The sequence below is a fragment of the Phreatobacter aquiterrae genome (assembly GCF_053471285.1).
Genome location: NZ_JBJPHW010000001.1, coordinates 125,244 through 138,551, shown reverse-complemented (window position 1 = coordinate 138,551; position 13,308 = coordinate 125,244). Strand labels below are relative to the sequence as shown.

General features: G+C 69.5%; 15 protein-coding genes. 6 read left to right on the top strand and 9 right to left on the bottom strand.

Translation table 11 applies throughout. From position 1 onward, the window contains the following. Positions 1 to 26 precede the first annotated feature (26 nt). Entirely contained in the window at positions 27 to 761 is a 735-nt protein-coding gene (locus ACJ4V0_RS00660; protein WP_448297610.1) for a sulfite exporter TauE/SafE family protein, read from the top strand. Positions 762 to 1,066: 305 nt separating this feature from the next. Here the strand turns inward: ACJ4V0_RS00660 and recD2 are convergent, their stop codons facing one another. Continuing rightward, positions 1,067 to 3,259 carry an SF1B family DNA helicase RecD2 gene (gene recD2 / locus ACJ4V0_RS00655; protein ID WP_448297609.1) on the bottom strand — a complete coding sequence of 731 codons (2,193 nt, stop codon included), beginning with the start codon at positions 3,257 to 3,259 and terminating at the stop codon, positions 1,067 to 1,069. 103 nt (positions 3,260 to 3,362) lie between these two features. Here recD2 and ACJ4V0_RS00650 point away from each other — a divergent pair, with 103 nt between their 5' ends. From ACJ4V0_RS00650 to yddG, 4 genes are all read left to right on the top strand, one after another. Further along, the gene (locus tag ACJ4V0_RS00650) at positions 3,363 to 4,124 is read left to right on the top strand and encodes a TSUP family transporter (protein ID WP_448297608.1); all 762 of its coding nucleotides are present in this window, start codon (positions 3,363 to 3,365) and stop codon (positions 4,122 to 4,124) included. 68 nt (positions 4,125 to 4,192) lie between these two features. Continuing rightward, entirely contained in the window at positions 4,193 to 5,599 is a 1,407-nt protein-coding gene (locus ACJ4V0_RS00645) for a tetratricopeptide repeat protein (protein ID WP_448297607.1), read from the top strand. A 372-nt stretch (positions 5,600 to 5,971) separates the two neighbouring features. Beyond that, positions 5,972 to 6,256 (top strand): translation initiation factor IF-1, encoded by a 285-nt coding sequence (gene infA / locus ACJ4V0_RS00640; protein ID WP_448297606.1) that lies wholly within the window; start codon positions 5,972 to 5,974, stop codon positions 6,254 to 6,256. Positions 6,257 to 6,358: 102 nt separating this feature from the next. Beyond that, a complete protein-coding gene (gene yddG / locus ACJ4V0_RS00635; protein ID WP_448297605.1) occupies positions 6,359 to 7,246 on the top strand; it encodes an aromatic amino acid exporter YddG in 888 nt (295 codons plus the stop codon). Between the two features lie 125 nt (positions 7,247 to 7,371). Here the strand turns inward: yddG and ACJ4V0_RS00630 are convergent, their stop codons facing one another. From ACJ4V0_RS00630 to leuD, 7 genes are read right to left on the bottom strand one after another with little or no spacing between them, the layout of a single operon-like run. After that, positions 7,372 to 8,136 (bottom strand): GNAT family N-acetyltransferase, encoded by a 765-nt coding sequence (locus ACJ4V0_RS00630; protein WP_448297604.1) that lies wholly within the window; start codon positions 8,134 to 8,136, stop codon positions 7,372 to 7,374. A gap of 11 nt (positions 8,137 to 8,147) precedes the next feature. Beyond that, positions 8,148 to 8,573: a cupin domain-containing protein gene (locus tag ACJ4V0_RS00625; RefSeq protein ID WP_448297603.1), complete on the bottom strand. Its 426-nt coding sequence runs from the start codon at positions 8,571 to 8,573 to the stop codon at positions 8,148 to 8,150. Between the two features lie 5 nt (positions 8,574 to 8,578). Then, positions 8,579 to 9,499, bottom strand: a complete 921-nt coding sequence (locus ACJ4V0_RS00620) for a prephenate/arogenate dehydrogenase family protein (protein ID WP_448297602.1) — start codon at positions 9,497 to 9,499, stop codon at positions 8,579 to 8,581. Further along, on the bottom strand, positions 9,496 to 10,599 hold the full coding sequence (gene hisC / locus ACJ4V0_RS00615; RefSeq protein ID WP_448297601.1) for a histidinol-phosphate transaminase: 1,104 nt from the start codon (positions 10,597 to 10,599) through the stop codon (positions 9,496 to 9,498). Before hisC ends, ACJ4V0_RS00620 begins: the two co-directional genes overlap by 4 nt. A gap of 48 nt (positions 10,600 to 10,647) precedes the next feature. Next, positions 10,648 to 11,445, bottom strand: a complete 798-nt coding sequence (locus ACJ4V0_RS00610; RefSeq protein ID WP_448297600.1) for a chorismate mutase — start codon at positions 11,443 to 11,445, stop codon at positions 10,648 to 10,650. A 23-nt stretch (positions 11,446 to 11,468) separates the two neighbouring features. Beyond that, the gene (locus tag ACJ4V0_RS00605) at positions 11,469 to 11,882 is read right to left on the bottom strand and encodes a RidA family protein (RefSeq protein WP_448297599.1); all 414 of its coding nucleotides are present in this window, start codon (positions 11,880 to 11,882) and stop codon (positions 11,469 to 11,471) included. A 26-nt stretch (positions 11,883 to 11,908) separates the two neighbouring features. Further along, complete coding sequence (leuD, locus tag ACJ4V0_RS00600) at positions 11,909 to 12,514, bottom strand: 3-isopropylmalate dehydratase small subunit (RefSeq protein ID WP_448297598.1); 606 nt, start codon at positions 12,512 to 12,514, stop codon at positions 11,909 to 11,911. 131 nt (positions 12,515 to 12,645) lie between these two features. On the opposite strand from leuD, the gene ACJ4V0_RS00595 reads away from it, so the two are divergent. After that, positions 12,646 to 12,912 carry a BolA family protein gene (locus ACJ4V0_RS00595; protein ID WP_448297597.1) on the top strand — a complete coding sequence of 89 codons (267 nt, stop codon included), beginning with the start codon at positions 12,646 to 12,648 and terminating at the stop codon, positions 12,910 to 12,912. A 3-nt stretch (positions 12,913 to 12,915) separates the two neighbouring features. Here ACJ4V0_RS00595 and ACJ4V0_RS00590 read toward each other — a convergent pair whose 3' ends face one another. Beyond that, entirely contained in the window at positions 12,916 to 13,296 is a 381-nt protein-coding gene (locus tag ACJ4V0_RS00590) for a methylglyoxal synthase (RefSeq protein WP_448297596.1), read from the bottom strand. Positions 13,297 to 13,308 lie beyond the last annotated feature (12 nt).

Sequence of the window (13,308 nt, the reverse complement as noted above, 5' to 3'; positions counted from 1 at the left end):
CGTCGCATCAAGCCCGTGGTTCCCCGATGTTCATCCTCGCAACCGCCGTTGTCGTCTTCATCCTCGCCGGCCTCGTCAAGGGCGTCATCGGCCTCGGCCTGCCGACCATCGCGGTGGGCCTTCTCAGCCTCTTCGTCAGCCCGGCGCAGGCCGCCTCGTGGATGCTGGTGCCCTCCCTGCTGACCAATGTCTGGCAGGTCGCCGCCGGTCCGAACCTCTGGGTGCTGACGCGCCGGCTGGCGACGCTGCTCGCCGGCATCGCCCTCGGCACATGGCTGGGGGCCGGCATCATCACAGGCGCCTCGGCCGGCCATGCGTCGGTGGCACTGGGCGTCGTGCTCATGCTCTATGCCGGGCTCGGCCTTTCGCCCTTCCGCCCGAAGGTGCCGGCCGGCATGGAGCCGTGGCTGTCGCCGGTCGTCGGGCTGATGACCGGCGTCGTCTCGGCAGGGACCGGCATCTTCGTCATGCCCTCGGTGCCCTATCTGCAGGCGCTGGGACTTGAGAAGGACGACCTCGTCCAGGCGCTCGGCATCACCTTCCTCGTGGCGACGGTGGCGCTGGGGATCGGCCTGTTCCGCGAGGGCGTGCTGGCCGCCGGCACCGCCATGATGTCGGTCTGGATGCTCATCCCGGCGCTCCTCGGCATGGCGCTCGGCCAGGCGATCCGCTCGCGCATCAGCCCGGCGGCGTTCCGCACCTGGTTCATGATCGGGCTCCTGCTGCTCGGCGCGCATCTGGCGGTGCGGCCGCTGCTGTGAGGGCGGCGCGCTTGCCGTGGAACCTCACGCTCCCGGCGCGCTGCACGGCCCAAGTGCGTCCTTCGAGGCTCGCCATAGCATCGAGCGCACGCGAGATGCGTTCGCCTCTCGCTATGGCTCGCACCTCAGGATGAGGAGGGGGGAGACCTGCGGCACGGATGTATCGGAGCGCGCATCGTGTCGCCGGGTGCCACACGACACCCTCCTCATCCTGAGGTGCGAGCCGAGAGACGATGCGTCAGCATCGTCCGCTGGCGAGCCTCGAAGGACGCACTCGGCCGATGCAGGGGAGCAACCTCCAGCCCCTACCCTTCCAGCCATTCCCTGAGCTTGGTGATGCGCGGCTTCATGCGCCCGCCATCCACGGCAATCCGCAGGGCGCGCGTCTCGCCGACCATGACGACGAGGGACCGCCCGCGCGTCACCGCCGTGTAGATGAGGTTGCGCGCCAGCATGGCGTAGTGCTGCGTCGTCACCGGGATCACCACCGCCGGATATTCCGAACCCTGGCTCTTGTGGATGGTGGTGGCATAGGCCGGCATCAGGTTTTCCAGATCCCCGAAGGAATAGGAGACCTGGCGCCCGTCGAACAGGGCGACGAGTTCGCCCTCTTCCTGGTCGATGCGCAGCACCTGGCCGAGGTCGCCGTTGAAGACGTCGCGGTCATAGTCGTTGGCGGTCTGCATGACGCGGTCGCCGGCCGCATAGGTCCAGCCGTAGCGTTCGACGACCGGCCGGCCCTCGGGCGGGTTGAGCACCTTCTGCAGTTCGATGTTGAGGTTGCGGGCGCCGAGCACGCCCTTGTTCATGGGGCTAAGCACCTGCACGTCGCGCATCGGGTCGAGGCCGAAGCGGCGCGGGATGCGCTCCTTGACCATCTCGATGATCTTGGCGAGGCCGTTCTCGGGCGAGGAGGCCTCCACCCAGTAGAAGTCGCTCTCGGCGCCGGCCGGCACGGGCTCGGGCATCTCGCCGCGATTGATGCGGTGGGCGGTGGCGATGATGCGGCTCGCCTCGGCCTGCCGGAAGACCTCGGTCAGCCGCGCCACCGGCACGAGCCCCGAGGCGATGATGTCGGCGAGCGCCTGTCCCGGCCCCACCGGGGGCAACTGGTCGACGTCGCCGACCAGCAGCAGGCCGGCATCGACGGGGAGCGACTCGACGAGGGCGAGCATCAGCGGGATATCGACCATCGAGGTCTCGTCGACGACAAGAAGGTCGCAATCGATGAGGTTCTCGCGGCCGCGCGAGAAGGCGCCGAACTCCGGGTCGATCTCCAGCAGGCGGTGGATCGTCTTCGCCTCGATGCCGGTCTGCTCGGTCATGCGCTTGGCGGCGCGGCCGGTGGGAGCCGCGAGCGTCACGGAGACGTCGTGCCGGGTCAGCAGCTTGAGGATGGTATCCAGCAGCGTCGTCTTGCCGACGCCGGGGCCGCCGGTGATGACCGAGACCTTGGCCGAGAGGATGGTCCCCAGCGCCTCGCGCTGCGACGGCGCGAGGGCCTTGCCGGTGCGGACCTCGACGCGCGGCACCTCGCTGGCGAGATCGATCCTGCCCCAGGGCGGGGCACCCCTGGCGAGGTCTCGCAGCCGCTCGCCGATGATCTTCTCGGCGCGGTGCAGGTCCTTCAGGAACAGGTGCGGATCGCCGCCGATCGTGTCGGCGATGAGGTTGCCGGAGGCCACCTCGGCGGCGGCGGCCTGTTCGATCGGCCCGACATCCCCGTCAAGGAGCCGGGCGGCGAGCGCCACGGCCTCCTCGCGCGGCAGGCCCGTATGGCCGTCGTCGCGCGCCTCCTGGAGGGCGTAGGTGATGCCGGCGCGCAGGCGCTCGGGCGCGTCGCGCGCAAGTCCGAGCGACATCGCCACCTGGTCGGCAGTGAGAAAGCCGATGCCCTTGACGTCGCGGGCGAGGCGGTAGGGGTCCTGGCGGATGAGACCGATGGCCTCGGTGCCGAGCGCGCGAAACACCCGCGCCGCCTGGCCGAGACCGAGACCGTGCTCCTGCAGGAAGACGCCGAGGTCGCGGACGATGCGGTCCTCGGTCCAGCTCTCGACGATGCGCCGGATGCGTGCGTCGGTCAGGCCGACGATCTCCTTCAGCCGGTGCGGCTCGCTGTCCAGCACCTCGAAGGTGCGCTTGCCGAAGGCCTGGACGATCTTGTGGGCGGTGGCGATGCCGATGCCCTTGATGGCGCCGGAGGCGAGATAGCGCTCGATGCCGTCCTCCGAGGCGGGCGGCGCGGTGACGAGGCGCGTCGCCTTGAATTGCAGGCCGTGGGCGCGGTCGTTCACCCAGGAGCCCTCGGCCGTCATCATCTCGCCGGCCGCCACCGCCGCCGTGGTGCCGACGATGGCGACGGGCTGCGGCTTGCCGCGCACGCGCACCTTCAGCACCGCGAAGCCCGTCGCGGGCGAATGGAACGTCACGCGCTCAATGGTGCCGGTCAGGGTCTCCATCGGGCTGTCGGAGGGCGAAGGATTGGCGCTCGCGCGCATGAAGGCGAATCGTTCTAGCACTGGTTGGACGGGATCGCTGGAAGGCTAGAACGCCCCACCGCCCGCGTCCACGCCGAACCGGCCAAGCCCGCAAGCCCGCCCCATGGCCTTCGCCCTCGCCGACGTCTCACTTCTGCAAGCGGTCCTGGTGGCCGGAACAGCCTTCGGTGCAGCCATCATCGGGGGCATGGCGGGCTATGGCACCGGCCTTCTGCTGCCGCTTGTGCTGGTGCCCGTGATCGGCGCGGAGAACGTCGTGCCGGTCATCGCGGTCTCCTCCATGTTCACCAATGTCGGCCGCTTCGTCGCCATGCGCGAGGCGGTGGACTGGCGGAAGGTGGCGATCATGCTGCCGCTCGCCGTGCCCCTGGTCGTGCTGTCCGCCTACGGCTTCACCCGGCTCGACAACCGGGGAGCCTCGCTCGTCATCGGCGCGATGCTGGTCGTTCTGGTGCCGCTGAGGCGCCGGCTGGCCCGTGCCGGCTTCCGCCTTCAGAGCTGGCAGCTTGCCCCGGCCGGCGGCGTCTACGGCTTCGTGACGGGTGCCTCCAGCGGGGCCGGGGTCATCCTCATCTCGTTCCTTATGGCAGCGGGTCTCACAGGCAAGGCGGTGATCGCCACCGATGCCGCCATCTCCGTCGTCATCGGCATCGCCAAGGCCAGCACGTTCGGATGGAACGACGCGCTGCCGACACCGCTGCTCGTCTTCGCCCTGCTGGTGGGCCTTGCCACCCTGCCTGGCGGCTTCGTCGCCAGCGCCCTTCTCGACAGGTTGCCGGTCCGGCTGCACACGCTGATGCTGGAGTCTGTCATCGTCATCGGCGGGCTCGCCATCATCGCCCGCGGACTGTTCGGGCCGTCATAGGGCCGCCTCGTCACGACAATGTGAGCCCCAGGCTGTAACCCGCCGCCCCCGGACGCCGAAGCATCCTCATGACCGATGCTGCGACCGAGGAGACGCCGATGCACGCCGCCACTGGCCCGACCGCCGCCCGTCCCGCACCCCTGCCGTCGGCCTGGGACAGCCTGGTGGAGGCCGTGCTCGCCCATGACGGGCGGGTGCCCGAGCTGATCGGCGGCATCCTCGCCAGGCACCCCGACGACAGCCGCGCCCAGGCGGTGAAGGGCCTGATGCTGGTGCTGCTGGCGCGCGCGGAACTCGTGGGGGAGGCCCGCCGTTGCCTTGCCGACGCCGACAGGCTCGCCACATCCGGCGATGGCGCCGGGGGCTATCGTGCCGCCCTGCGCAGCTGGCTCGCGGGCGAGCCGCTCGTCGCGGCCCGGCATCTCGAGGCGCAGCTCGACGCCGATCCCGGCGACGCCCTGGCCTTCAAGATGGCGCACCAGACGCGCTTCATGGCGGGCGACGTGGCGGGCATGCTGGCGAGCGCCAACCGCTACGGACAGGCGCTGGCGGGCCAGCCCTACGAGGGCTATGTGCTTGGCTGCCTCGCCTTCGCGCTGGAGGAGAGCGGGGACACCCGGCGGGCCGAAGCGACCGGCCGCAAGGCCATCGCGCTGGCGCCGCGCGACGCCTGGGGACGCCATGCCGTCGCCCACTGCCTGGAGATGACCGGTCGCGCCGACGAGGGCGCCACCTGGCTCTCGGCGACGACCGAGACATGGCGCCACTGCACCAGCTTCGCCTTCCACATTTCCTGGCACCTCGCCCTGTTCCTGCTCGACCAGGGCCGCATCGGCGAGGTTCTCGACCTCTATGACACCGAGATCCGCGCGACCCGCGCCGACGACTACCGCGACCTCGCCAACGGCGCCTCGATGCTCGCCCGGCTGGAGTTCGAAGGCGTCGACGTCGGCGACCGCTGGGAGGAACTGGCGGAGCTTTCGGCCCGTCGCGTCCAGGATCGCCGGCTGGTCTTTGCCGACCTGCATTATGCGACGGCGCTGCTGGGAGCGGGGGCTACCGCCGACGCCGAAGCCCTGGCGGCCAACATGCTGGCCGACGCTTCGCGCGGCGCGACCCATGACGGCCGGGTCGCGGCGGCGGCAGGCGTCGCCGCCATGGAGGGGCTGTTCGCCTTCCACGCCGGGCGTTACGGAGAGGCCGCGCGCCATCTCCTCCGCGCCCGCCCGCAGATGCCGCGGATCGGCGGCAGCATCGCCCAGCGCGACCTGTTCGAGCAGATGCTGATCGAGAGCCTGATCAGGTCCGGGGACATGGACCGGGCCGAGACGATGCTCCGTGAGCGGCTGGTCGCGCGTGGCGGGCGCAATACCTTCGCCACACGGCGGCTGGCGCGCATTGGCGGCAGCACGCGACGGGAGGCGCGGACGGGAGCGCTGGCGCTGTCGATGGTTGCAGCGGCTGCGTCCCACTGACGTCCTGCCGCCTTGCAATCCGCCGATCAGCCCCCATCTCAGGGTCACTGGCTGACGAGGCCTGCCCATCCGACGGGCGCGCAGCGGGATTTTTCCGGAAAACCGGAACCTTCCGTTGTCTGTGACGTTGAGACGGCGTGGCGATTCTCGTGAGGCCCCATGCGCTGCCGACCGGCGGCGCGGAGCCACGCGAAGCATTTCAGCCTGACGCGAGATCACCTCATCCAGCCGACCGCGGATGTAACGGCGGCAAGAGGGTGGTCCCGCGTCGACAAATTCTGTATGAGGCGAACCCTGGCATCGAGCGGCACACCCGCTTCGCCGGGGTTTTCTGCGCCGCAACGCCGGCGCATCGACGGAGAAGCCAAGCTGATGGCGAAGGAAGACGTCCTCAATTTCGAAGGCAAGGTGACGGAGGTCATGCCCGACGCCCGGTTCCGCGTGGAGCTGGACAACGGTCACATGGTCGTCGTGTACACCGCCGGAAAGATGAAGAAGAACCGCATCAAGACGCTGGTCGGCGACCGCGTGACGGTGGAGATGACGCCCTACGATCTCGACAAGGGCCGCCTCGTCTTCCGTCACAAGGGCGACGCTCCGCCTCCCGGCGCGCGCCCCGGCGGCGCCCGCCCCGGCGGACCGCAGCGCCGCCGCTGATCCCTTTGCCGGCGCGGATACCGTCCGCGCCGCAGGTGCCCGCCATGGCGACCTGACGGTCGCCGCTTGCCGTCACGGGCCTTCCACGTCCTCCGGATCATCATGTCCTCCGGATCCCTCTCCTCCCGCTCGGCGACCCTCCTCGGCTTCGGGGCCATCGGCCTTTGGGGCCTGCTGGCGCTGTTGACCGCCGCCTCGGGCACCGTTCCGCCGTTCCAGCTCACCGCCATGACCTTCGCGGTGGGCGGCGGCATCGGCCTCGCCGTCGTCGCCATGCGGCCGGGCGGACTTGGTCTCCTCGCCCAGCCGCCGCTGGTCTGGCTGCACGGCATTGCCGGGCTGTTCGGCTACCATGCGCTCTACTTCACCGCCCTGCGTTTCGCGCCTGCCGCGGAGGCGAACCTCCTCAACTATCTCTGGCCGCTTCTCATCGTCGTCTTCTCGGCGCTGCTGCCGGGCCAGCGCCTGAAGGCGCATCACATCGCCGGCGCCCTGCTCGGCCTTGCCGGCACAGTGTTGCTGATCGCCGGGCGCGGCGGGCTCGGCGAGGGTTTTGCCGCGGGCCATCTCCTCGGCTATGCGGCGGCCATCGGCTGCGCCCTGTTCTGGTCAGTCTACTCGGTGACGGCGCGGCTCTTGCCCCATGCGCCGACGGAATCGGTCGCCGGCTTCTGCCTCGCCACGGCGGCCCTGGCCCTCATCTGCCACCTCGCCATCGAGACAACGATCTGGCCGACCCGTCCGACCGAGTGGCTGGCGATCCTCGGCATGGGCCTCGGCCCGGTGGGGGCTGCCTTCTACCTCTGGGACCGGGGCATGAAGCGTGGCGACATCCAGGTGCTGGGGGCGGCAAGCTATGCAGCCCCGGTGATCTCGACGCTGGCGCTGGTCGCCTTCGGCTTTGCGCAGCCGAGTCTGGTGCTCGCCGTCTCGGTGGCGCTGATCGTGACGGGATCGCTGGTGGCGGCGAAGGACATGCTCAGGCGGTAGCGAAGCGCCCTGCATCGGCCGAATGCGTCCTTCGAGGCTCGCCTCCGGACGATGCCGTCGCATCGCCGGGGGCGAGCCTCGAAGGACGCACTTGCGGTGGTGCAGGACTGCCTGTTCTCGACGTCCTAACCCGCCTGCTGCATCCTGCGGCAGTGATAGGAATAGGCGACGGTGAAGCCGAGCCGCTGATAGAGGGCGTGGGCCTTCACATTGGTCCTGCGCACCTGCAGGTAAGCCGCCTGTGCGCCGTGCGAGCGGCCCCAGTGCAGGAGCGAGCCGATCATGCGCTGGCCGGCGCCGGAGCCGCGCGCGTCCGGGTGAACGGCGAGATCGTAGAGCCCGACATAGCCGCGATCGGCGACGCCGAGGCCGAAGCCGAGCGGCTTGCGGTCGATGTAAACGGTGGCGAAAGCCGTCTCGACGCGGATGGCGCCGACGATGCGGCCGAGCATGTCGCGCTGCCAGTCGGCCAGTTCATAGGCCTCCGCCGCGCCGTCGATCCAGCCCTGCGAGGGCTCCTCCGACAGCACGACGGCGGCATCCGGCGCCCCCGCGATCTTCACCCGCGCGGTCAGCGGCGCGACCATGACGTCCGTCTCGTCGTAGATGGTCCAGCCGGCTGCTGCGAAGGCGGCGTCGATGCCCTCGCCGGCCAGCGGCGTGATGCGCACCATCGGCTCGATGCCGGCCCTGCGGTAGAGCTGTTTCACCGTGGCGATCAGCTCCTCGCCCGAGATGGTCGAGGGATAGAAGGGGCTGGCCGCATTGGACCGCTTGGTGTGGCCGCCAGCCATGCGCAGCATCCAGCCGTCGACATAGACGGTCTGCATGGCCGGCCAGGCGTTGAAGAGGCGTTCCTCCAGCGAACGGACGAGGGCGATGTCGGTCATGGGACGGTCCGTCAGGTGCCCGGAGCCCAGCCGGGAGGCGCCAGCGTGAAGCCGGCGAAATCGAAGCCGGGCGCCACCGTGCAGCCGACCAGCGTCCAGTCGCCGAGGCTCTCGGCGGCTTGCCAGTGGTGCGGTTGCACGATGCCTTGCGGGCGCTCGTCGCCAGCGAGATCGGCGCCGAGGACGAGATGCGTGACCGGACCTGCGTCGGAGGCGGCGAGCGACAGTTTCAGGGGCGCGCCGGCGTGCCAGTGCCAGACCTCGGTCGCATCCACCGTGTGCCAGTGGGAACGCTCGCCGCGCTTCAACAGAAAGTAGATGGCGGTCGAGGCGGAGCGGCCGCCGGGACCCGGTGCGTCGCGGAAGGTCTCGCGGAAATGCCCGCCCTCGGGGTGGGGCTGAAGACCGAGCAGGGCGATGATCTGGTCGGCGGTCATCGGCGTCACTTGCGGTTGCGTCCGAAGTCCGGATCGGCCGTGTCCTGGCGCTGGTCGATGATCGAGCGGCGGATGGCGCGGGTGCGGGTGAAGAGGTCGAAGAGCTGGTCGCCCTGCCCCCAGCGGATGTTGCGCTGGAGCGCGATGAGATCTTCCGTGAAGCGTCCGAGCACCTCCAGCACCGCCTCCTTGTTGTGGAGGAAGACGTCGCGCCACATGGTCGGATCGGAGGCGGCGATGCGGGTGAAGTCGCGGAAGCCGCCGGCCGAGAACTTGATCACCTCGCTCTCGGTGACCGTCTCCAGGTCCGAGGCGGTGCCGACGATGTTGTAGGCGATGAGATGCGGCACGTGGCTGGTGATGGCGAGGACGAGGTCGTGATGGTCGGGCGCCATCACCTCGGTCTTCGAGCCGAGCCCCTGCCAGAAGGCGGAGAGACGCTCGATCGCGGCAGGGTCCGTGTCCGGCACGGGGGTGAGGATGCACCAGCGGCCGTGGAAGAGCTCGGGGAAGCCGGAGTCGGGGCCCGAATGCTCGGTGCCCGCCACGGGATGGGCCGGAATGAGATGGACGCCGGCCGGCATGTGCGGCGCCATCTGCGCGACGATGGAGCCCTTGGTGGAACCGACGTCGGAGACGATGGCGCCGGCTTTGAGGTGCGGGCCGATGGCCTCGGCCACCGCCCCCATGGCGCCGACGGGCACACAGGCGATGACGAGGTCGGCGTCCTTCACGGCAGCGGCCATGTCGGTGGTCGCCTCATCGGCGATGCCGAGTTCGCGCACGCGGTCGACGACGGCCTCGGAGCGGTCGGCGGCCACCACCGTTCCAGCCAGCGGAACGTCGCGCAGGGCGCGCGCAATTGACGAGCCGATCAGGCCGATGCCGATCAGCGTGACCTTGCCGAAGAGCGGCTCGCCGCTCACCGCTTCATGAACTCGGCGAGGGTCGCGACGAGATGGCGGTTGGCCTCCTCGGTCCCGACGGTGAGACGCAGCGCGTCGGGGAGGCCATAGGCGCCGACGCGGCGCAGCACGAGGCCCTTGGAGACGAGGTAGCCGTCGGCATCGGCGGCCGTCCTGCCGGCCTCCTTCGGGAAGTGGACCAGCAGGAAGTTGCCGACCGAGGGCGTCATCTCGAGGCCAAGCTTCCCGATCTCGGCGGTCAGCCAGGGCAGCCAGGTCTCGTTGTGCTCGACAGCCTTCTGGACGAAGGCCTGATCCTGAATGGCAGCGGCGCCGGCGGCGATCGCCGCGGCGTTGACGTTGAAGGGGCCGCGGATGCGGTTCACCGCATCGATCAGGTGCGCCGGGCCGACCATCCAGCCGATGCGCAGCGCCGCAAGGCCGTAGATCTTCGAGAAGGTGCGCGTCATCACGACATTCTCGTTGGAGGCCACCAGTTCCAGCCCGCTCTCGTAGTCGTTGCGGCGGACATATTCGGCGTAGGCGGCGTCGAGGATCAGCAGCACGGACTTCGGCAGGCCGGCATGCAGGCGCTTCACCTCGTCGAAGGGGATGTAGGTGCCGGTCGGATTGTTGGGGTTGGCGAGATAGACGATCTTCGTCTTCGGCGTCACCGCGGCAAGGATGGCGTCGACATCCGTCGTCAGGTTCTTCTCCTTGACGACGACCGGCGTGCCGCCGGCGGCGAGGATGGCGATCTTGTAGACGAGGAAGCCGTGCTCGGTGAACACGCCCTCGTCGCCGGGGCCGATATAGGCGTTGGTCAAGAGCGACAGGAGTTCGTCGGAGCCCGAGCCGCAGAGGATACGGTCGGCATCGAGGCCGTAGAGGCCGGCGATGGCCTCCCGCAGCTCGGCGGAGGAGCCCTCCGGATAGAGCTCCAGCTTGCCCGCGAGCTTCTGAAAGGCCTCGATGGCCTTCGGGCTGGCGCCGAGCGGCGTCTCGTTGGAGGAGAGCTTGTAGACCTTGGCGGCGCCCGGCGCGCCGGACTTTCCGGGCACATAGGCGTCGATCGCCATCACTCCGGGACGGGGAACGGGACGCGAGGCTTGGTTGGTCATGGCGATACCGGAGCGAGGAGCGGCACGGGCCGCAAGCTGTCAGAAATATCAGGCCGCGATGGGCTTTGCGGTGTAGCCGACCGTGCGGGCGGCTTCAACCGCCATGCCGGAGGCGACGTCGCGCGCGATCTCCTCGTCGGAGGCCTCGCGCGGCCCCCAGGCAAGGACATGGTGATGGCCGCCCTCGTCGGCGCTGGCGAGCACCGCGTCGACATGCACCGGGGGATGTCCCGTCAGCGTCACCGCGACGACGCGGGTGTCGAGGCCGGCCGTGTCGATGGAGGGATGGCCGATGACGAGCGCCTGCGGCGGCCGCGGGCTGGCGGCGCGGGCGATGGCCGGGGCGGTCGCCATGGCGATCGGCTGGTCGGGAAGGCCGAGCTTGTCCCACCAGGCCTCGCGCGCGGGGCCGAGACCGATGAGGCCGAGATCGCCGCGGTCGCGGGCGATGGCGGCGATCACCGAGCCGGGGCTCGAGTGCTTCACCAGCGGCACGCCGAAGCCGAAGTGGAAGCGGGCGAGTTCGCGGGCGTTCTCCTGCTCCGGCCCCATGACGACATGGACGGAGTGCGGCGACTGCACATAGGTAAAGGTGGAGATGATCTGCCGCCAGATCTGCACCACGAGTTCGACCGGCAGCAGGCCCTTGTGGTTTTCGACGAGGCGGCGGACGACCTCGACCTCGCGCGCCGGCCGGAAGGCGGAGCCGGTCTCGGCGGTCTTCTTCACCTCGATCAGCTTCTCGATGATCTGGCCGCGCTCCATCAGCAGCGCATGCATGGCGCCGTCGATGCGGTCGATCTCGCCGCGCAGGTCGGCGAGGCTCGGCGTCTTGGTCTCGGTCATGATCGGTCCGCCGGGCTGCGGGGTCAGGAGAAGATGGCGTCGGGCGCGGCCGTCGCCGGCATGGCGGCGGTGACCTCGATCTCGATCTTCATCTCGGGCTTCAGCAGGCCGGCGACGACGAGCAGCGTCGCGGCCGGGCGGATGTCGCCGAACATCTCGCCGAAGATCGGGAAGACCTTGTCGGCGTCGGCGGCGTCGGTGATGTAGTAGGTGGCGCGCACCACCTCGGCCATGGACGTGCCGGCCTCGCGCAGCGTCGCGGCGATGGTCTTCAAGCAGTTGCGGGCCTGGTCCTCGACGGAAACGGGAAGCTGCATGGTGGAATAGTCGTAGCCGGTCGTCCCGGCGACGAAGACGAAGCCGCCCTGCACCACGGCGCGCGAATAGCCCGCAGTCTTCTCGAAGGGAGAGCCCGTGGAGATGAGACGGCGATCCATGGCGGGCTCCTTCGGTGTCGGGGCTCTCAGAGCCAGGGACGGGCGGCCGAGACGGTGGTCTCGAACTGGCCGATGGCCTTTTCCTTGACCATGGTCAGGCCGATGTCGTCGAGGCCGTTGAGCAGGCAGTGCTTGCGGAAGGCGTCGACGTCGAACTTGATGACGCCGCCGTCGGGGCCGCGGATTTCCTGCGCCTCTAGGTCGACCGTCAGGGTGGCGTTGGAGCCGCGGTCGGCGTCCTCGAACAGCTTCTCCAGCTCCTCCGGCGAGACCTTGATCGGCAGCACGCCGTTCTTGAAGCAGTTGTTGTAGAAAATGTCGGCGAAGCTGGTGGAGATCACGCAGCGGATGCCGAAGTCGAGCAGCGCCCAGGGGGCGTGCTCGCGCGACGAGCCGCAGCCGAAATTGTCGCCGGCGACCAGGATCTGGGCGTTGCGGTAGGCCGGCTTGTTGAGGATGAAGTCCGGGTTCTCCGAGCCGTCGTCCTTGTAGCGCGCCTCGGAGAACAGGCCCTTGCCGAGGCCGGTGCGCTTGATGGTCTTCAGGTACTGCTTGGGGATGATCATGTCGGTATCGACATTGATCGTGCGCATCGGCGCCGCGACGCCGGTGAGGACCGTGAACTTCTGCATGGGTTTCCCCCTGTGGGCTCGTTGCCGGCGGTGTATCAGAGGGGCGCGGCCTCCGGCAAGGCGGCCGGAGGCGCGGCGGGGTTGCGGATGCGGCCCGGCTGGCCGATATGCCGCCGGACAGGGAGAGAGCGATGAGCGTGCGCGACACCATGACGGACAAGCTGACGGCGGCCTTCGCCCCGCAGACGCTGGAGGTCCTCGACGAGAGCGAGAACCATCGGGGCCACGGCGGCTGGCGCGAGGGCGGCGAGACGCATTTCCGCGTCAGGCTGGTCTCGGCGGCCTTTGCCGGCAAGTCGCGGGTGGAGCGTCATCGCATGGTCAACCAGGTGCTCGACGCCGAGTTGAAGGGCCGCGTCCATGCCCTCGCGATGGAGACGAAGGCGCCGGGGGAGTAGCGCCTAGAACGATGCGATGAGCCGGTCGGCGGTCGCAAGGTTGCAGGCCATGGGCACGTCGTAAACGACGGCGAGCCGCGTCAGCGCCTTGACGTCGACGTCGTGCGGGTGCGGCGACAGCGGATCGACAAGGAAGACGAGAAGGCCGATGCGGCCCTCGACGATGAGCGCGCCGATCTGCTGGTCACCGCCGAGCGGACCGCTCTTCATGAGGCGGATATCGAGATCGGGCAGGTCGCGTTTCAGGAGCGATCCGGTCGTGCCGGTGGCGACAAGCGGATGGCGGACGAGGCGGGCGTGATGGCGCCGGGCCCAGGCCAGCATGCCCGGCTTCTTCTGGTCGTGGGCGATGAGGGCGATCAGCGGTCCGGTGTCCTCGGCCATCATGTCCTCGGT